Genomic DNA, 18,142 nt, shown 5'->3' with positions numbered 1-18,142 from the left:
AAATCAAAAATTTTATGACGATCAGAGAAAAAGGTAAAAGAGTAAAATGGAAAGCAGTCGGGGTATTCTACCTTTTAGCCTGCGGACTTACCTATGTGCTAATTCAAGTACCAAATATAATTAAAGAGATCTGGAGTAGACTTTTTGATTTTACACCTAATTTTAGCTGGAATCACGGAATAGCTTTATTTATAGTCAGTATAGCAGCTTACGGATTTTTTAAGATAAAGCGTAATACAACGTTTTTAGGAAATAAACCGTATTACAGTTTATTATTTGCAGTTGTTTTCTTGGTTGCATATTCAGTAATTGGATTTTCTAATGATTATGGGATAAACCGATATTTATGGGCATTTATATTTTGTTTATTTACATTGATCTATGACATATTTGAAGAAACGGCTTGGCGTGGTTTTCTTCATGACAGTTTGAGTCCAATTCCAGTTTGGTTAAAAGGGATCATTACTGGAATATTTTGGAGTCTTTGGCATGTTTTAATTTTTCAAAATTTTAACCAGTTTGGTGGATTTCATTTTTTCTTAGCTCTTTCAGTTTTCGTTTCGATCTTGATGTCTTATGCAACGGAAAGAACTAATTCTATTTTAGTAGCATCTTCCATACACGCACTTTTAATATTGAGAGATTTAAACGTAACCATTATTTGTGCGATTATATGGACTGTATTGCTAACAATGTGGAATCTGGATTTTAAGAAAAAGTTAGCAGCAAAAATTACTGATTAATACTCCTGGCAGTAAGGTGTCCTAAAACTTAAGAAGAAATAGCGCCATTGTTGAATATTTCTGTAAGAGGTGTGGAAACTGCGAGATATAGGGTTAGGAAAAAATAAAATGTTCAGGAAAGCAATTTTATTAGGTTTTTAGAAAATCTCACAGATCCTGTTTCTGTTTAACTATAGTGAACTTACTCTCTTAGATATAAATTTTAATATGCGAAGTGAAATGTTAGGCGATTAATAATGCCAAAATACTGTTAAAGGTGTCTAATTCGGTGGCACTCTAAATTGACCTCATCGGAAGCCTTAGTAAATACGGGCTAGCAGTAAACTAAAGCACTCCCGCCTCGAGTACACACAGAAAAGCTGAGAGAAATCTCGGCTTTTTTGTTTTCAGGCACAACATTCCCAAATCTTCAGGGAGCGATACTAATAATATCTTTTAAATTAGCTGATAAAGACAAAGTAGATGTTAAATAACCGTTTGTTATTAAGGAAATCCTATATTAATGCCTTAATCAGAATTTAAAAATAAATCAAAGAATGATAAGCTGGAAAGGAATTGAAACAGGTAATCAGACAATTGAAAATTTATCGTTAAAGGAAAATTCAAAAAACATAACGGTAACAAGTCTTGTAAAGGGGATAAGGAATAACCATTCAATTTCTTTTAATTATTTATTAAAAATTACAAATGACTGGAAAGTAGAATCTTTGAGAATCCAGTCATTGTTAGAAACCAGGCCTGATATAAAATTAAGATCCGATTTAAATGGTAAATGGTTTAATGAGGATGATAAGCATTTAAAACATCTTCAGGATTGTATAGACATAGATATTTCCGTTACACCATTTACTAATTCACTCCCAATAAACAGACTTAAAGATAAATTGAGAATTAGAACAGAATTAACTGTTCTTTATTTTGACGTGATTAACTGGGAATTTAAAAGTGTAAAACAGTATTACACAAAAATAAAAGATGGAGTATACCTCTATGAAAACGCTTCTTCAAGTTTTAAAGCAAAAATTTTTACGGATAAAGAAGGGATTGTTCTGAATTACCCGAATTTATTTGAACGTGTTACTTAATTAAACTGCTATACAATAAATAAACACAATGCTGACACCCGTCTTGAATCCGAACACCGCACGCTCTTCCTCCGTTTGATTTTCCTGTGAACTTCCAATACGTTAAGAAAGCTCCCACGCACCTTGTTTTTTTAGGAGACGTATCAAAGACATATTCCTAAGGTTAAACCTCCTTATAGCTGCTCCCACTGGTATGTCACTCCCAGACTAAACCAGCGCCCGGGCATTGGCACGGCACCTGCTTCTTTATATTCCGCATTGAAAAGGTTTGTTCCCTCGGTATGGAAAAGGAAATTTTGCCATTGGTAATTTACACGAAGGTCCACAATGTTATAGGCATCGGCGAGTTCGCGCTGCAGCCACCTGTTTTCCAGGTGCAAGGAAAACTTATCCACCTGATAATGTACTCCCGCAATCAACTGATGCTTCAGGGATTCCAGCACATATTTTGACGTTACTCCGGCTGAAGACTCCAGTGTTGGCTGCAAATAATTGTAACTGAATCGGTAGCCAATAGATTCCCGGTTGCCCAGGGTGAAATTCTGTCGCACCCTTCCATAAATGCCCTTCACAGTATTCTTTCCGAAGTTAATAGGAGAATACGGCTGCGACGCATCTTCTCGCACCCAATCAATAAAATCGGTAATGTTTCGGGAGAAAGCTCCCACCTGTAGTGTCAAATTCTGTTTCTGGTATTCAACATTGGTTTCGTAGCTCCAGGCGTTTTCCGGTTGGAGGGATTCATTCCCTATATTCCCCGGAAGTTGGTTCAGGTACAGATCTGTAAAGGAAGGAATCCGCTGCCCTGCCCCAATACTGGTGGAGACTTTCCAGGAGGTATTAATGAGATAGGCCAGATCCAGCCCCGGATACCATTGCCAACCAAAATCGGTGTTGTAATTGGCATAAAGTCCGGCAGTACCCTGCAGCTTCTCTCCCAGGCTGCCCGCCAGTTCGGCATAGGCGCCGTGGTTATCACGTTTATGGTCACCAATATTTGAACTGTTGATCTCTTCCAGACGAGACTCCCAGCCAAACCCAAAGGTCCCAATATCGGTAACAAGATGACTGTTTAATTCGAGCATCAGGGCGTTGGTGTAATGTAAGGAACGTCCTTTGCTAAGATCATCCTTAAAATACCGGTAGTCATCTTCCCCATAACGATTACTGATCCTGGGAGAGATCATGAAATCCCCCCACTGGTGTTTTGAGGAAAGACTGAATATGGAGGATTCAACGAGTTCTTCGGAATTGCGGTCCCCGGGCGCAGCATAAAAACCGTTGGCCCCAAAGCGGCTTCCGGCATAACCAGCCATTGCCTGCATACTGTTATTAAGGTCCAGATCATACTGGCCGTTATAAAAAAGGCGGGTGTTTCTTGAAGCGGAATTGTAACGCTGCCCGTTGTATTTGTTTTGAGCAACCGCAAGAAGATGCCGTTGCTTTTCGGTTGCGAAATTGCCCGTAACTTCTGCTCCCCCTCCTGCGTAAATTCCCGATCCATCTCCCTCTTCTTTGGATTCAAAAGAACTACCGGCCAGCAATCTTGCAGTAATGGAGGAATTGCGGTCTTTTTTAGTAACTATATTAATTGCACCGGTAAGCGCATTGATCCCGTATACCCTGGCGGCTGCCCCTCTTAATACTTCGATGTGAGCAATGGCAGTCAACGGAACGGGAAGATTCATCATATTATGGGCAGTCTGCGAATCGATCATTTTTACTCCGTTGATCAGGACGATGCTTTGTTCAGAGGTTCCGCCATCAATGGAGATGTCGGTTTGGGTTCCGAACGGACCTCGCTGCCGAATATCCACACCACTAATGTAAGACAACACCTCATTGAGGGATCTTGCCGGTAGCTTCTGAATCTCTTCCTGTGTGATAACCTGAATATCACGGGCTGTTTGCCGGAAGGGCAGCTGAATTCTGTTCCCCTGAATAATGATCTCTTCCAGCTGGTTTTCCTGTTCCTTATTCTTCGGAAATTCCTCCGTTTCCTGTGCAAAGACAGGAAGAGTGATCATACTTATTAAAATGATCAGTGACTTTTTCATATATGGATTTTTCTTGTAGTTCTCAATTTCGAGTGCAAAGATTGGCGATTAAATAATAACTTTGGTAGTCCGAAATAAATATAATGGGTAGTCCGGTTAGCATTTCATTTAGAACCTTTGTCAGGATAGACCGCCGAAAAGAAGATCCGGTGTATATTCAGATAGTTTATCAGTTTATCAATGCGGTAAAAACAAAGCTGTTGGAGGACGGTGACCGACTTCCCGGAAGCAGAAAGATTGCAGAGGAACTGCAGGTGCACAGGAAAACAGTGGTAGCCGCCCTGGCAGAGTTGCAGGAACAGGGATGGGTGCGGAGTCTTCCCAATACAGGTACCTTTGTAAAGAACCCTGAACTTTCTTCAGCTAAATCCCCGCATACGGGAGTTTTTCAGAATCCACCGGAAAGGGCTGCGTTTTCTTTCAGGAAAGAATTTATTCTGGACAGCCCGTTTCCGGAACCACAGGAAAAATTATCTTTTACAGATGGCACACCCGATTACGGGATGGTGAAAGCGCAGGAATTGTTGCGCTCTTACGGATCGGTACTGAAAAGGGCAAAGCAAACCGGTGGCCTGCAACATCTCACCAATGAGAATCTGTTTTTCAGGGATCAGCTGAGTTATTACCTGAATTTATCCAGGGGATTTCACCTTTCCAGAAACTTCTTGTTGCCCATAGCAGGCCGGGAACAGGTTTTTTCCATTTTATCCCGATTGCTTATAAAGACCGGCGACCTCATCCTGGTGGAAGAGCTGAGTTATTTTTTACCCAATATGATCTTTGGGCAGGCTGGAGCCCGGCTAAAAACTGTTCCCATAGACAAAGACGGGATGAAAATCGATCATATTCGGGAGCATTTTAAAGCCGGTGAAATCCGTTTTGTTTTCATCAACACCCGATGCCAGTATCCCACAACGGTGCGTCTTTCTGAAAAACGAAAGCTTCAGTTGCTGGAGCTGGCCGAACAGTACAATTTCATCGTGGTCGAAGATGATGCCGATTTCGAATTTTCAGGAGCAAAAGACAGGTCGGCATCACTCTTTAGAAAAGACGGCGGAAACCGTGTGATCTATACCGGAGCTTTCGGCAGGTTTTTGACGCCCGGTTTTCAGATGAATTTTCTAATCGGGCCAAAAGACCTGCTGGAAGAGGCGAGGAAATACAGGGATATCTTTGGGAAGCCGAATTTCATGATCGAAAAGGCCTTGGGAGAGATTATTCATCAGGGGGATATTCACCGCTACCAGCGGAAAGCCCAAAAAGTGATCAGCGAAAGAAAAGAAAGCTTTGCGCAATTACTGAACAGCCACTTTAAAGATGAGATTTCCTTTAGTACTCCCTCTTCAGGACTGGCTTTCTGGATCCGGTTCAAAGAACCTCTTTCACTGACCCGGTTACAGGAAAATTCCCGGAAAAAAGGGCTGTTGATCCCGGGGATATGTCTTTATCAGGATCGAAGAATAACTGCTTTGAGATTAGGTTTCGCACATCTTAACCAACAGGAGATGGAAGAAGCCATAAGAATACTTGACGAAACCTATCGAGAAGTTAAAGAGATACAACAATAAATGAAAGACTGAGTACGGCTTTAAGTCATAGTCTAAATATCTAATGCTATAAGATTCCCCATACGAAAGAAACTCCATTAAATTCTTCGGCCACCTTCAAGCAATTAAGGCAGAGAACAGGCGGAAAATACCTACAGACAGGTAATTTTTCACTAAAATATTCAGTCAGGCAAATTTTAAAATCCTGATTACCTGCTCAATTATCCCCATTTAAAAAACAGAATTCATTTTTTTTTGTAACATATTTTAGGTTCCAATACTTACCAGGCGAATTCTAAAAAACCAAAAAATGAAATATCTAAAATTATTTGCCGCCGTATTGGCGTCTATCTTCACCTTCAGTTTGTCACAAGCTCAGGAAAAAATAAAACTGGAAAATTCTGTTTTATGGAAAATTGAGCACACAGAACTTGAAAAGCCTTCTTATATCCTGGGAACTTTGCATGTAATGTGCGAGGAGGATTTCAACATTCCGGAAAAAGTAACCAACACCCTTCTAAATGTAGACGCATTAGTGCTAGAAGTGAATTTTTCCGATCCTAAAGAAATGCAGTCATTTCAGGAGTCGATGAGCAATCCTACAAAAATTTCCGAGGAATTATCAGAAGAACAATACCGGAAATTAGATCAACTTGTGACAAAAATTGCAGCAATGCCTTTGAGCACGTATGATGCCTACGGTCTTTCCATGTTAAACGCTATTCTTCTCCCTAATATGTTGCCGTGTTCTGAAATCAAACTTCTTGAGAATGAACTAACACTATTGGCAACTAAAAACAAGAAGCCAATTTTTGCCCTGGAGAAAGTATCACAACAAATGGAGCTGATGAAAAACGCGTATCCCACCGAATTTGCTTTGAAGCAACTAATGTTATTTGAATCTTATAAAAAAGATTTTAATAATGCCATTATAGCATATAAAAATGAGGATATTTCTACCGCCGTAGGTTTAATTTCCAAAGAAGATTACATGGATGAGAATGCAACTACCATAATGCAAATAAACAGAAACAAAGACTGGGTGGAAAAAATGCCGGAAATGATGAAAGAAAGAAGCAATTTGTTTGCCGTTGGTGCCGCCCATTTAACAGAGGATTATGGCATAATTCATCTTCTAAGAACAAAAGGATACACCGTAACCGCTGTTTCTAATTAGAAATCCTATTGATGAAATTATCTGAACAGGAATTTCTAACCCTTATTAATCGGCATAAAGGGATACTCTATAAAGTATCAAGAATGTATTTTGATAATCTTGATGACCAACAAGATCTGTTTCAGGAAATCATTCTGCAGTTATGGAAATCCCAGGAGTCTTTTAAAGGAAATAGTCAGTTTTCTTCATGGATGTACAGGGTGGCTTTAAATACTGCCATAGTATTCTATAAAAAGGAGAAAAGAAAACCTGATAAATTCAGTTCAATAAAAATCGAACCATTCGCCCATGATGGTTACAATGGTGAAAAAGATCTGCAATTGATGCATTTTTATAAGGCTGTAAAGGAATTGAATAAAATTGAAAAAGCTTTAATATTTCAGTTTATAGAAGGTCTCTCCGGAAAGGAAATTGCCGAAAACATTGGCCTTTCAGAAGTAAACGTGAGAGTTAAAACAAACAGGACAAAAAGTAAACTACAGGAAATTATAAAAAGACAAGGATATGAATTTTGATAATATAAAAGATAAAATGGACGCTGAACCTATGGATAACATTCAGGTTCCCCAAAGAATGGAAGGGATAGGATCCCGTAAGATGCCTATTCAAAAAGTAAGGAAAACCATGAGAGGTGAAATTATCACTCAGTTGATATGTATAGCCGTCTTTTTTGCCGTCCCTAGTTTTGTAGAGATGTACCGGTTACCAAAATCTTTGTATTACATGTTAATGTTTATTACCAGCCTCATTACTTTGGGGTATTTAATAAAAATGAGTTGGTTTTTAAATAAAACCAGCAATCTGAGCGCCGGCAGTAAAGAAACAGTCGTTACTTTTATTCATGATCTTCAACTGACTTTAGAAGTTTATAAAACAGCCATCATTGCAGGAAGCCTTTTACTGCCTTTTTCCCTGATAATCTTCTTACTTGGAATTGAACATGTGGATGAAAGCATATTCACCAAATTTATTCTCCTGGACATGTCTCCCCTAATGTTACTCATCGGTGCTGTTGGATATATAGTTTTAGCCGTTTTAATATATTTTGGTACTGTAGCCTGGTCTAATAGTTTGTACGGAGTACATATTAAAAAGCTGGAAGAAACATTGAAAGAACTCGAAATCTGAAACAAAAATCAGATCCCGGCTTCTGAAATAGTAAGCATTCAATCTTCCATGTATCTATTTCACAATCTCCTCATACCGCTCTTTTACATTCCGGCTTATGTAGGTGCTTAAGCCACGGCCTTGCTGCGCGAGGGTCTTCATCATTTCAACCGCTCCTCTTCCGGCGCTGGTATAGGTGTAACGATAAATTTTATCCCGGTTGAATTCTACCAGTATTCCTTCATCCTCTATCTCATAGGCCGTAACTCCCGAGGTGCCGCTAAGATTGCCGTAGGTTTTCAAATGTCTTTTTGTGCTTTAACATGTATAATCTATTCTTAAAAATAAGCAGAAATCAGCTTCTAATGTCAAACAAAGCATACCTTCGTTCTCCCTAATAATTCAAAAAACATTTAAAAAGAACCAGTATGCCCATAGATCTGTTAGCAAAGTTTAGCGTCACGCAAAAAACCTCTCCTGAGGACGGAATTGAATTATTCGAAAAATTCATCGCCGGCGATGAGCCTGTACTCTTGTCTTACAAACATTCCAGGGACCGGGTAGTTTTTACTAACCGAAAAATTATAGCCATGGACGCACAGGGCATCACCGGAAAAAAGAAATCTTTTTGCATCTTTCCTTATTCCAAAATATCTTCTTTTTCTGTGGAAACAGCAGGAACCTTCGATTTGGACAGCGACTTAAAAATATGGGTTTCAGGAGTAGGAGTTTTTGGTGTGAAACTGGGAAAGAAAATAGATATTAGCGCGATAGGAAAACTGCTGAGTGAACATGTAAAATAATAATCCGAACTATTAAAGAATACATATTTCAGCAGCTATTTTTAGCTATTCTATTCATAGATTCTTACGAAAAAGGAAAATTATTGGTATATTTATAATAAATTAAGCATTGGAATGAAAAGATATTTGATATACGGATTTCTTACCATCCTCATCATTACCCTGAATTTTTCCTTCATCATCGTGCTGGTAACCGATGATGTAAGAATTAATTACCAGGTTTTATTCCTCCTCTGGATATTGGTCTTACTGGCCGCCGGAGGACTTGCCTATCTTGAAAAAACCAGGAAAAAGAAGGAGAAACTGGCTGCTGCAGCACAAAAGCCTGCCACTCCCGATGAATACCTTAAGAACCCTCATGAGAGAACAGGCCCTTCCAACATCTATAAAAATAAATGCATCAAAAAAGCAAGGATAAAACTCGCTGAAGATCTTACTACTAAAATTACCCCGGGCTTTTTTGGTGGGTACGTGGTCAACGAAGACTACTCCAATGAAACAGTACAGGCAGTCTACAAATATCCCGAACAACTTCTCGGTTTTATTAGCAAAAAAAAGGAACAGCTATGCGAAAACCTGCAGGTCTTATATAATGAACCCGTGGAGTGCTGGGGAAATATATTCTGGGACGATTATGAAAAACGATTTATTGCAAAAGTTCATATCCCCGTGCTTTACAGTGAACCGGAGACCAACCGGTTTAAAAAAATGATAAGGCTGAAGGATGAATTGCTACATCTGGAAAATTCTTCTGACGGTTATGATGTGTACACCCTACTGGAAAAGGCTGAAAACTTCCATTATCTCCAGCAATCTGAAATTGCCCCGCCGTCTCTTGACCATTCCATAAACCCGGAGATTCTGCCGCGGCTGTGCAACGAGCTTCTGGAATCCAGACAATGGGAGGAACTTTATCAGCTAAAAAAATATCCGGTGATGATTAGCCAGCTTGAACAACCCCAAAAGAAAGAGGTTCTTTCCGCAATTCAAAAGGCAGAACAGAAGCTAAAAACCTAAAGCCTCCACCCATCTGGCCAGAGCGGGCCCTATTTGTTGATTTCAGTTTAAATCGTACATTCGCTACTTCTCAAAAAGTAACACAATGTCCCAGTTTTGGTTGTATTTTAATTTGGGTCTGCAGCACGTCCTGGACTGGCAGGCTTATGATCATGTTTTGTTTATTACCGTTTTGGTTGCCGCATATTCCATTAACGAATGGAAAAAAATCATTTGGCTGGTGACCATTTTCACCCTGGGACACACCCTTTCCCTGGCACTTTCTACTTTTGAAGTGGTGATTGTTAGAAGCGAACTGGTGGAATTTCTAATTCCCCTCACCATCCTGCTCACAGCTGTCTACAACCTTACCCGGGCAGGAAAAAAATCGGGAAACAACAAGATCCAGGTGCTCTATTTTGCCACCCTCTTCTTCGGAATCATCCACGGATTAGGATTTTCAACCTATTTCAAAATGATCTCCGGCAGTTCTTCAGATATTGTACTGCCACTGCTGGAATTTGCGCTGGGAATTGAAGCAGCACAAATTATCGTGGTGCTTGTGGTATTACTGTTAAGTTTCCTGGTACAATATATATTTAAATTCTCTCAGCGTGACTGGATCCTGGTGGTGTCGTCCATAGTAATTGGTTTTGCCATCCCGATGCTGATAGAAAACATTTTTTGGTAAAATTTAACGGAGGATACATTGTTTATTAGGCAGCCTTGCAATAATTTAGTAAACAGGCTGTTATATACATTTTAAAAAATCCCCCCATTGTTCTTTAAAAAATTATGTGTGATAAAAAACAGCTGAAATACGATAAGGCCTATTTAAGGATCGCCCGGGAATGGAGCAAACTTTCCCACTGTGAACGCAAAAAAGTTGGCGCACTTATTGTAAAAAACAGAATGATAATTTCTGATGGTTACAATGGGACTCCAACAGGATTTGAAAACTATTGTGAAGACGAAGAAGGATACACCAAATGGTATGTTTTACACGCTGAAGCAAATGCCATTTTAAAAGTTGCCGCTTCCACACAATCCTGCCAGGGGGCTACCCTATATATTACCCTGTCTCCTTGTAAAGAATGCAGTAAACTAATTCACCAGGCAGGGATCACCCGGCTGGTGTATCAGGTAGATTACAAGGATAATTCCGGACTTGAATTTTTGGAAAAAGCAGGAATTGAATTAAAACAGATTACAGAACTGGACAGTTGAAAGGATACTCGAAAAAATATTTGCCATTATTACTGGGACTGGCCTGTGCCGGCGGGGTAATTCTTGGTGCAAAATTAAATTTTTCAGATTCTCCGGGACTTTTATCCGCCAACAAGAAAAAAGAAAAGCTTAGCAGGCTTATTGACTACATTGAATATGAATATGTAGATGATGTGAATATTGATAGCGTGGTAGACATCACCGTCAATGGCATCCTGCGGGATCTCGATCCACATTCCGTTTACATTACAAAAGAAGAATACAACAGCCTTAGCGAGAGTATGCAGGGCGATTTCGTGGGTATTGGCGTGAGCTTTTACAACGTCAACGACACCATAGCTGTCATCCAGGCACTGGAAGGAGGCCCCAGTGCAAAAGCGGGCATTCAGGGCGGCGACCGTATCCTGTATGCTAATGGTACCGCGCTTTTCAATAAAAACATCAGCAATGACTCCCTCACCTATCATTTGAAGGGAGAGGAAAATAGCAAAGTCGAACTTAAAGTTCTTCGGAAAGGTATTCCCGAGTTGCTAAAATTCGACATTCGCCGGGGAAAAGTACCTCTCAAAAGTGTGGATGCAGCTTACATGCTTACCGAAACTTTGGGTTATATAAAAGTCAATCGTTTTGCAGAATCCACCTATGAAGAATTCCGGGACAGCCTGCTGGAGCTGAAGAAACAGGGAGCTACCGAAATTGCCCTTGACCTGCGCAACAATCCGGGGGGATATCTTGGTGAAGCAACCAAAATGGTAGACGAGTTTCTGGAAGATGACAAGCTTATGCTCCTTACCCGAAACAAAAAAGGAGCCATGGAAAAGACCTTTGCTACCGAAAAAGGAATTTTTGAGCAGGGGGATATTTACGTTCTTATTAATGAAAATTCCGCTTCTGCCAGTGAGATCATTGCGGGGGCACTTCAGGACAATGACAAGGGGTTGATCGTGGGAAGAAGATCTTACGGAAAAGGACTTGTACAGCGGGAAATGGCACTTGGAGACGGCAGTGCTGTGCGGCTTACCATTGCAAGATATTACACTCCCACTGGGCGTTCCATTCAGAAGCCATATGAAAACGGAAATAAAGAATATTTTAATGATTACCTGAACCGTTATAAAAACGGAGAATTGATTAGCGCCGACAGTATTACGGTTGTGGATTCACTTAAATATACCACTCCCGGCGGCAGGACCGTGTATGGCGGCGGCGGGATCATTCCCGATATTTTTGTCCCCAAGGATACCAGCTACGAAAAAGAAAGCCTGAATTTCATTTTACGCAGTCCTTTTATGGGCAGGTTTATCTTTGAAACCCTGGAAGACAACAGGGAATATTACAACAACCTTAGCCTCGAAGAATTCCGGGAAACGGAACTGGCAGATGAAAAAATGGTGCAGGATTTCACCTCATACATGGCTCGGCAGGGGTATGAATTAGAGGTTGCCGAATACGACCATTTATTAAAACAATATTTAAAAGCTACCATCGCACAACAGCTTTACGGCTCCAATGTTTTTGAACAGATCGTGAATGATGAAGATCCCATGGTCGAAAAAGTGATAGAATTGTCCCGCCAAAAGTAGTATATCAGCTTTTGTGAAGGATTTAATTGAATATCTAGAAATACTTTTACTTCTCTCCCCACTGCTGCTTTTCATCATTGCAATGGCTTTTCGGTTGCTGGATAACAGCGGCTATTTATTTCTTCAGAAAGAAATATTGATCAACTCCTCCTATGTTTCGGTCAATATCCTGCGTGAGCAAATCCAACGCACCAAAGATTCCAGGTTCCGGAAAAGACTTAAAAAGGTACTTGTTTACCGAAAATTACACCGCCTGTTTCTGCTTATGATCATCCCGGCATTTCCCGTGACTATCTTCACCTATTTTTTCTTATTCTGATTTGTCGTGAACCTTGGTATGTTCCCCCATGTTCCAGTCGGTAAGAATATCTGTTGCTACTGAAGCTCCGCTACCTGTGGCAATGGAGAATTGACTCCTCCATCCTGCAAGAGTTCCGGCAACATAGAGCCCTTCCGCAACCACATGATCTTCATTTTTCAGCTGAATTCTGTTTTTGCTGGTTTTAGCTCTCTTATGCGGAATTGTATAGGATTCAAGCCCTTTAATATTTAAAAGATTTGTGTAACCAACAGCTATTACCACTTTTCGGCAAGTATAGATGTTTTTATTCGTGATCACCTCAAAGCCCTCTTTCAGAAACTTTATTTCTGAAACTTTTTCTTTGTGCAGTTGCTCTACCCCGGGATATTTCTCCTCCAGTTGTTTTTGTCCCGAGACCAGGATCTCTTTTCCGGTAGTACCCGGGGTTACGCCCAGTACATTATTAAAAAGAGCGCTTTGAAGATGAGATGACTTTTGGTGCAGTATAATTCCTGCTTTCTTATGTTGGGCAAGTGGTTTGGATAAACCAGATCCTAAAACAAGTGCACAGGACATACCTGCAGCACCGCCTCCTATGATCAAAACATCAAAAGTCACTAATGTTGGGCTTTTTTGGCAATGGTCCTGGACATTAATAGAATCACCATTAAGACCACTACAATACTGGAAGAAAGAATTCCTATTAACGCTGTACCACTGTCATCCACAAAAAGATTATCAAAGTCGAGGAAAGTAGCATTATAACCTATCAATCCTATGGCCAGTACTATTAAAGTATAAATTAAAATTTTCATATAAATAAACTCTTAATGTTGGCAGCAAAAAGTTTTACCGCAATGGCAAGTAAAATTACGCCAAATATTTTTCGAATAACACTTATTCCCTGTTTTCCAAGTACACCTTCAATCTTCTTCGAAGACTTAAGAACAAGGTATACAAAAATAATATTTATTACAATGGCCGCCACTATATTAACGGTTTCATATTCTGCTCTAAGAGAAAGTATGGAAGTCATGGTTCCTGCACCCGCAATCAACGGAAAAGCTAAAGGTACCACCGCAGCAGTTTCGGGCGCATCGTCTTTATAGAGGGTAATACCCAAAATCATTTCCAGTGCCAGGAAAAACAGGATAAAGGCACCCGCTACCGCAAAGGAATTGACATCTATCCCAATAAGGTTCAAAATCTCCTTCCCAAGGAATAAAAAAGCGATCATTAAAAGACCTGCCACAATAGTGGCTTTTTCACTTTGAATATGCCCGGCCTTTTTTCTTAGTTCAATAATAATGGGAATACTTCCAATGATATCGATCACAGCAAAAAGAATCATAGTTGCCGAGGCTATTTCTCTAAAATTAAGGTTCATCTTTCTCAAAAATTAATCCGGCAAAAGTACTGTGAAAAACGAGAATGAAGTAATTTGAAGTCAGGATTTTTTTCTGAAATTTAGAAGGTTGATTTTTCCTCCATAAATTCAGGATAAAAATTATCTTTGCACAATGTTTCAACTGGGAAAAACAATCGTTTCTGAAGAGATCCTCGAAAAGGATTTTGTGTGCAACCTCTCTGCCTGCAAAGGTGCCTGCTGTATAGCAGGTGACGCCGGCGCTCCTCTGGAGGAAGAAGAAACAAGAATATTGAAGGAAATTTATCCTAAAGTGAAGCCTTTTCTTCGGAAAGAAGGCATTGAAGTCATAGAAGCAGAAGGAACTTCTGTTATTGGAGAGGACGGAGAATATGAAACTCCGCTGATCAATGGAGCAGATTGTGCGTATGTTACCATCGACAAATTTGGTACTGCTTTATGTGGAATCGAAGAGGCCTATAACCAGGGAGAGATCTCCTGGAAAAAACCTGTCTCCTGCCATATGTATCCCGTTCGGGTACAGGATTATACCGAATTTTCTGCAGTAAATTATCACCACTGGTACATTTGCGATGATGCCTGTACCTTAGGAAAAGAGCTGCAGGTACCTGTTTATAAATTCGTAAAGGAAGCACTTATAAGAAAATTTGGTGAAGACTGGTACGAAGAACTGGAGAAAGTAGCCGAAAAGGTAAAAAAGTAATCTTTTTCAATATTTCCTGATTTATCTGACCTTTATTTCCCGGGACAAGCCTTTTATCATCTAATCCATAGTGACTTACACCGAAAATACCTTCCGGATTTTTTCGCAATCTTATTTATTTTGTTATCTTTAATCAGGTTTTTCGGATAAATTTTAATCCGATCAACTGTCTTTCCCCTTTAAATTCTCCCCCAATTCCTGCCCTGCAGGTGCAGCTATTGCTGTAAAACTGAATTATTCATTTTTAAAAAAACGGAGAATTATGAAAAAATTAATTTATTTAATGCTGTTCGCTTTTCTTGTTTCAGCTTCAGCCGAAGCCCAATTTCTGAAAAAGTTAAAGAAAAAAGTAGAACAGAAGGTGGAGAACACCGTGACCGAAAACATTTCCAACAAAGCAGCCAATGAAGCTGATAAATCCCTGAACAACCTTTGGGAAACTCAGCTCGAAAACTCCTCATTTTCTATGGGTACCGAGCGGGTAGACCCTTCAGAAATTCCTGGTTCCTATAATTTTGAGTGGGAGTACAACATGAACATGAAAACCAGTGAAGGGAACATGGACATGATATACCTTTTAAAAGAAGATGCCTCGTACATAGGATTAAAGGTTCCACAGGCAGAAAATATGATAACTGTTTTAGATACTGAAAATGATCTCACCGTGATCTTTATGCATTCTAAGGAAAGTAATATGGTCATGGCCACCCGGATGGATGTGGAAGCAACTGAACAGCAGGAGGCACAAGATTCCTATGAAGAGATGGAAGTAGAGGAAATTGGCTCGAAAACGATCATGGGGTATGATTGCCAGGGCTATAAAATGGAGAATGATGACCATGTTTTTACATTTTATGTGACAGATGAAGCCGAAGTTAGCTTTAATGATATTTATAAAACCAGCTCAAAGGATCTTCCAAAAGGATTTGAAAACGCCGAATGGATGAAAAACGGAGAAGGTTTAATGATGGAAATGCAAATGGAGGATAAGAAAAATCCTGCAAAGAGCGCGACCATGACCTGCACTGGAATTGAAAAGAATCCCATGTCAATAAATAAATCTGATTACCAGGGAATAGGGGGATAACACTTTTTTTAAAGCCGAATTATGATTTTTCCGGAGATTCGAATCCAAAAGGATTCCGGAGCATATTCCCTTTTTTATACATGGCCTTAAGCTGCCGTAAAACCATTAATCACCATTCGATTTAAAATTTTCTTATGAAGTATCTTTTTATAGTTTTCCTGTTTTTACTGAGTTTTCAACAGCAAACGGAAGCGCAGGAAAAGATCACAGGCTCCATTGCCGGGTGGCAACAGGGGGAAGCAAAAATTATGTTTATTGATATGTTTAGCGGGTGCATGCGGGAGCTAGGCAGTATTGATGCTGAAGGAAACTTTGAAATTCCGCTGGAAAAAGATTTTTTTACTTCAGTAAAAGCTGCGATGCAGAAGGAACAGGAAAAAGCCGCTGAAAATGGAACTATTTCTCTGAAAGACCTACAGGGAACCTTTTCCTGCGATAAAGGGAAACCAGAATATATAAATCCTGAAACCAAATTAACTTCGCTTCCGCAGCATCTCATGGTTGCGCGTGTAAAAGGAGAAAAAGAATTGTTAGGCATGCTATCTCCCGTTTCCAACCCAGTAATCGCAAAATGGCTTCTTTCTTATAAACAGGAAAACACCGGAAAAGGAAAATATTTTGAATGGGTATATCTGGAAGATGAGGCCGCTGTGAAAGGATCCTGCTATTCACATGGATTTACAAACAATGATGTAATTGAACAACACCATGAATTTGATATGGATCTTAAAAAAGGATGGAATATGGTACAGCATGAAATCCTTGAAATTTTTGAGGATGAACAGGGAAAAATAATTCCTGAACAAATAGAAATTACAACCATTACAGAAGTCCCTGAAGATGTGCAATGGATCTTTGTTCCCTCGAAAAAGAAATAACCAGATTTACCTGGCCACATTTAATATCCGATTTTATTCTGTAAATCATTAAATTTAAACACTATAAAATCGGACAAACATGGATAACAGACGTACTTTTATTAAAAAATCGGGTTTATTTCTGGCTGCTACCACCCTTCCACTGCCCAATTTCCTGCTGGAGAAGAAAAAACTAGGAGTTGCTTTGGTGGGCCTGGGATATTACAGCACCCAACTTCTAGCTCCGGCGCTACAGGAGACCGAGTTCTGTGAATTAAGAGGGATCGTGACCGGAAGTCCGGAGAAAATTCCGGAGTGGCAGAAAAAGTACGGCTTTAAGGATGCTAATGTGTACAATTATGAAAACATGCATCAAATTGCCGATAATGAGGATATAGATGTTGTTTATATAGTACTTCCCAATGCTCTGCATGCAGAGTATGCTATCAAAGCGGCCAATGCCGGTAAGCATGTATGGTGCGAAAAACCCATGGCTACCACTGCTAAAGAATGCCGGGAAATTATAAGCGCCTGCGAAAAAAATAAGGTGAAATTATCCATTGGCTACCGAATGCAGCATGAAAAAAACACACAGACCATCATGAAATGGGCTGAAACCAAACCCTGCGGCAAAATACGAGAACTGGAAGCTGCTGCAGGATTTAACGGATCTGATCTCGGCTGGAGACTGGATAAAGAATTAGGAGGAGGTGCCATGTATGATATGGGGGTTTATTCCCTAAATGCTGCACGTTACTCCACAGGAATGGAACCCATCGCTGTCACTGCCACCCATAGCACCCGCAGACCTGAACTTTTTGAGGAAGTAGACGAGACCACCAATTTCACGCTCGAATTTCCCGATGGAATTATTGCCAACTGCAGTACCAGCTTTGGACAAAACCTGAACAACCTCGAGATCAATTGTGAAAACGGCTGGTATTATTTACGTCCCTTTCAATCATATTCAGGTGTGAAGGGAAAAGCAAGTGACGGGACAGTCCTGGAGCCTTTTGGGAAAAATCAGCAGGCCGTACAAATGGATGATGATGCACTGGCCATTATTAAGGATAAACCTGTTCTTGTTCCCGGGGAAGAAGGATTGCGTGATATTGTGATCCTGGAAAAGATCTACGAATCTGCCGCCAATGCCGGAAAAAGACTGACGCTTTAAAACGGACAAACCAGTAATTTCATCCAAATTCTCACCTCGGAGATTTTCCGGTGCTTTGTAGGAAATACAGGGTTCACAACCTCATTGCCCTCCGTCTCACTTTCTGTTCTTAATTTAATTAACAAAAGCTAATTTTCTGATTTTTAATTGAATAATTTCTCACGTTAACAAAATGTCAGTAACAAATAAATTCTTCTTTGTTGAAAACTTTGTTGAAAAGGTTTGGGTATCATCCTTCTAACTTGTCCTACAAATTGCAATATTTGTTAGATCGACTATTGAAAAATAACCAACCAAATTAAGAAATC

21 protein-coding genes are annotated in these 18,142 nt (G+C 39.9%); 16 read left to right on the top strand and 5 right to left on the bottom strand.

Annotation, left to right across the window (positions count from 1 at the left end; all coding sequences use genetic code 11):
• The first annotated feature begins 14 nt into the window (after positions 1-14).
• A complete protein-coding gene (locus tag IE056_RS16275) occupies positions 15-743 on the top strand; it encodes a CPBP family intramembrane glutamic endopeptidase (protein WP_189605896.1) in 729 nt (242 codons plus the stop codon).
• Between the two features lie 536 nt (positions 744-1,279).
• Positions 1,280-1,828: a putative glycolipid-binding domain-containing protein gene (locus tag IE056_RS16270; RefSeq protein ID WP_189605894.1), complete on the top strand. Its 549-nt coding sequence runs from the start codon at positions 1,280-1,282 to the stop codon at positions 1,826-1,828.
• Between the two features lie 173 nt (positions 1,829-2,001).
• On the opposite strand, the gene IE056_RS16265 is transcribed toward IE056_RS16270, so the two are convergent.
• Positions 2,002-3,885 carry a TonB-dependent receptor plug domain-containing protein gene (locus IE056_RS16265; RefSeq protein ID WP_189605893.1) on the bottom strand — a complete coding sequence of 628 codons (1,884 nt, stop codon included), beginning with the start codon at positions 3,883-3,885 and terminating at the stop codon, positions 2,002-2,004.
• Between the two features lie 83 nt (positions 3,886-3,968).
• On the opposite strand from IE056_RS16265, the gene IE056_RS16260 reads away from it, so the two are divergent.
• The 4 genes from IE056_RS16260 to IE056_RS16245 all read left to right on the top strand — a co-directional run bounded on the left by IE056_RS16260 (position 3,969) and on the right by IE056_RS16245 (position 7,737).
• Complete coding sequence (locus IE056_RS16260; protein WP_189605891.1) at positions 3,969-5,453, top strand: aminotransferase-like domain-containing protein; 1,485 nt, start codon at positions 3,969-3,971, stop codon at positions 5,451-5,453.
• Positions 5,454-5,742: 289 nt separating this feature from the next.
• Positions 5,743-6,609 carry a TraB/GumN family protein gene (locus tag IE056_RS16255; protein ID WP_189605890.1) on the top strand — a complete coding sequence of 289 codons (867 nt, stop codon included), beginning with the start codon at positions 5,743-5,745 and terminating at the stop codon, positions 6,607-6,609.
• Between the two features lie 11 nt (positions 6,610-6,620).
• Positions 6,621-7,124, top strand: a complete 504-nt coding sequence (locus IE056_RS16250) for an RNA polymerase sigma factor (protein ID WP_189605888.1) — start codon at positions 6,621-6,623, stop codon at positions 7,122-7,124.
• Positions 7,114-7,737 (top strand): hypothetical protein, encoded by a 624-nt coding sequence (locus IE056_RS16245; RefSeq protein WP_189605886.1) that lies wholly within the window; start codon positions 7,114-7,116, stop codon positions 7,735-7,737. The genes IE056_RS16250 and IE056_RS16245 overlap by 11 nt, the downstream gene beginning before the upstream one ends.
• Before the next feature lie 54 nt (positions 7,738-7,791).
• Here the strand turns inward: IE056_RS16245 and IE056_RS16240 are convergent, their stop codons facing one another.
• Positions 7,792-8,019 carry a hypothetical protein gene (locus tag IE056_RS16240; RefSeq protein WP_189605884.1) on the bottom strand — a complete coding sequence of 76 codons (228 nt, stop codon included), beginning with the start codon at positions 8,017-8,019 and terminating at the stop codon, positions 7,792-7,794.
• Between the two features lie 125 nt (positions 8,020-8,144).
• Here IE056_RS16240 and IE056_RS16235 point away from each other — a divergent pair, with 125 nt between their 5' ends.
• The 6 genes from IE056_RS16235 (at position 8,145) to IE056_RS16210 (ending at position 12,644) form a co-directional block, all read left to right on the top strand.
• Entirely contained in the window at positions 8,145-8,519 is a 375-nt protein-coding gene (locus tag IE056_RS16235) for a PH domain-containing protein (RefSeq protein WP_189605882.1), read from the top strand.
• Positions 8,520-8,633: 114 nt separating this feature from the next.
• Complete coding sequence (locus IE056_RS16230) at positions 8,634-9,536, top strand: hypothetical protein (protein ID WP_189605879.1); 903 nt, start codon at positions 8,634-8,636, stop codon at positions 9,534-9,536.
• A gap of 58 nt (positions 9,537-9,594) precedes the next feature.
• On the top strand, positions 9,595-10,206 hold the full coding sequence (locus IE056_RS16225; RefSeq protein ID WP_505973601.1) for a HupE/UreJ family protein: 612 nt from the start codon (positions 9,595-9,597) through the stop codon (positions 10,204-10,206).
• A gap of 104 nt (positions 10,207-10,310) precedes the next feature.
• Positions 10,311-10,742 carry a deoxycytidylate deaminase gene (locus tag IE056_RS16220; RefSeq protein WP_189605876.1) on the top strand — a complete coding sequence of 144 codons (432 nt, stop codon included), beginning with the start codon at positions 10,311-10,313 and terminating at the stop codon, positions 10,740-10,742.
• Entirely contained in the window at positions 10,739-12,325 is a 1,587-nt protein-coding gene (locus IE056_RS16215; protein WP_189605874.1) for a S41 family peptidase, read from the top strand. Before IE056_RS16220 ends, IE056_RS16215 begins: the two co-directional genes overlap by 4 nt.
• A gap of 13 nt (positions 12,326-12,338) precedes the next feature.
• A complete protein-coding gene (locus IE056_RS16210) occupies positions 12,339-12,644 on the top strand; it encodes a hypothetical protein (RefSeq protein ID WP_189605873.1) in 306 nt (101 codons plus the stop codon).
• On the opposite strand, the gene IE056_RS16205 is transcribed toward IE056_RS16210, so the two are convergent.
• The 3 genes from IE056_RS16205 to IE056_RS16195 are packed head-to-tail and all read right to left on the bottom strand — an operon-like array spanning position 12,636 to position 14,013.
• Positions 12,636-13,244, bottom strand: a complete 609-nt coding sequence (locus IE056_RS16205) for an FAD-dependent oxidoreductase (RefSeq protein WP_189605871.1) — start codon at positions 13,242-13,244, stop codon at positions 12,636-12,638. The two genes, IE056_RS16210 and IE056_RS16205, sit on opposite strands and share 9 nt — an antisense overlap.
• Positions 13,244-13,441, bottom strand: a complete 198-nt coding sequence (locus IE056_RS16200) for a hypothetical protein (RefSeq protein ID WP_189605869.1) — start codon at positions 13,439-13,441, stop codon at positions 13,244-13,246. The genes IE056_RS16205 and IE056_RS16200 overlap by 1 nt, the downstream gene beginning before the upstream one ends.
• On the bottom strand, positions 13,438-14,013 hold the full coding sequence (locus tag IE056_RS16195; RefSeq protein ID WP_189605867.1) for a MarC family protein: 576 nt from the start codon (positions 14,011-14,013) through the stop codon (positions 13,438-13,440). Before IE056_RS16195 ends, IE056_RS16200 begins: the two co-directional genes overlap by 4 nt.
• 133 nt (positions 14,014-14,146) lie before the next feature.
• Between IE056_RS16195 and IE056_RS16190 the strand changes: the two genes are divergently transcribed.
• From IE056_RS16190 to IE056_RS16175, 4 genes are all read left to right on the top strand, one after another.
• The gene (locus IE056_RS16190; RefSeq protein ID WP_189605865.1) at positions 14,147-14,716 is read left to right on the top strand and encodes a DUF3109 family protein; all 570 of its coding nucleotides are present in this window, start codon (positions 14,147-14,149) and stop codon (positions 14,714-14,716) included.
• A gap of 262 nt (positions 14,717-14,978) precedes the next feature.
• Positions 14,979-15,803 carry a DUF4412 domain-containing protein gene (locus tag IE056_RS16185; RefSeq protein WP_189605863.1) on the top strand — a complete coding sequence of 275 codons (825 nt, stop codon included), beginning with the start codon at positions 14,979-14,981 and terminating at the stop codon, positions 15,801-15,803.
• A gap of 134 nt (positions 15,804-15,937) precedes the next feature.
• Positions 15,938-16,681, top strand: a complete 744-nt coding sequence (locus IE056_RS16180) for a hypothetical protein (RefSeq protein WP_189605861.1) — start codon at positions 15,938-15,940, stop codon at positions 16,679-16,681.
• A 79-nt stretch (positions 16,682-16,760) separates the two neighbouring features.
• Positions 16,761-17,834 (top strand): Gfo/Idh/MocA family protein, encoded by a 1,074-nt coding sequence (locus IE056_RS16175; protein ID WP_189605859.1) that lies wholly within the window; start codon positions 16,761-16,763, stop codon positions 17,832-17,834.
• The last annotated feature ends 308 nt before the right edge of the window (positions 17,835-18,142 follow it).

Source organism: Salinimicrobium marinum (assembly GCF_014651535.1).
GTDB classification, from domain to species: domain Bacteria; phylum Bacteroidota; class Bacteroidia; order Flavobacteriales; family Flavobacteriaceae; genus Salinimicrobium; species Salinimicrobium marinum.
Note: the sequence above shows the minus strand (reverse complement) of the source record. Positions and strands in the feature narration are given on the sequence as shown.

What these genes read in the sequence shown, in the direction of transcription:
- IE056_RS16185 (WP_189605863.1), top strand. Translation starts at nt 14,979, where the DNA reads ATGAAAAAATTAATTTATTTAATGCTGTTCGCTTTTCTTGTTTCAGCT.
- IE056_RS16245 (WP_189605886.1), top strand. Translation starts at nt 7,114, where the DNA reads ATGAATTTTGATAATATAAAAGATAAAATGGACGCTGAACCTATGGAT.
- IE056_RS16255 (WP_189605890.1), top strand. Translation starts at nt 5,743, where the DNA reads ATGAAATATCTAAAATTATTTGCCGCCGTATTGGCGTCTATCTTCACC.
- IE056_RS16235 (WP_189605882.1), top strand. Translation starts at nt 8,145, where the DNA reads ATGCCCATAGATCTGTTAGCAAAGTTTAGCGTCACGCAAAAAACCTCT.
- IE056_RS16250 (WP_189605888.1), top strand. Translation starts at nt 6,621, where the DNA reads ATGAAATTATCTGAACAGGAATTTCTAACCCTTATTAATCGGCATAAA.
- IE056_RS16220 (WP_189605876.1), top strand. Translation starts at nt 10,311, where the DNA reads ATGTGTGATAAAAAACAGCTGAAATACGATAAGGCCTATTTAAGGATC.
- IE056_RS16200 (WP_189605869.1), bottom strand. Translation starts at nt 13,441, where the DNA reads ATGAAAATTTTAATTTATACTTTAATAGTACTGGCCATAGGATTGATA.
- IE056_RS16195 (WP_189605867.1), bottom strand. Translation starts at nt 14,013, where the DNA reads ATGAACCTTAATTTTAGAGAAATAGCCTCGGCAACTATGATTCTTTTT.
- IE056_RS16175 (WP_189605859.1), top strand. Translation starts at nt 16,761, where the DNA reads ATGGATAACAGACGTACTTTTATTAAAAAATCGGGTTTATTTCTGGCT.
- IE056_RS16270 (WP_189605894.1), top strand. Translation starts at nt 1,280, where the DNA reads ATGATAAGCTGGAAAGGAATTGAAACAGGTAATCAGACAATTGAAAAT.
- IE056_RS16265 (WP_189605893.1), bottom strand. Translation starts at nt 3,885, where the DNA reads ATGAAAAAGTCACTGATCATTTTAATAAGTATGATCACTCTTCCTGTC.
- IE056_RS16275 (WP_189605896.1), top strand. Translation starts at nt 15, where the DNA reads ATGACGATCAGAGAAAAAGGTAAAAGAGTAAAATGGAAAGCAGTCGGG.
- IE056_RS16180 (WP_189605861.1), top strand. Translation starts at nt 15,938, where the DNA reads ATGAAGTATCTTTTTATAGTTTTCCTGTTTTTACTGAGTTTTCAACAG.
- IE056_RS16230 (WP_189605879.1), top strand. Translation starts at nt 8,634, where the DNA reads ATGAAAAGATATTTGATATACGGATTTCTTACCATCCTCATCATTACC.
- IE056_RS16190 (WP_189605865.1), top strand. Translation starts at nt 14,147, where the DNA reads ATGTTTCAACTGGGAAAAACAATCGTTTCTGAAGAGATCCTCGAAAAG.
- IE056_RS16260 (WP_189605891.1), top strand. Translation starts at nt 3,969, where the DNA reads ATGGGTAGTCCGGTTAGCATTTCATTTAGAACCTTTGTCAGGATAGAC.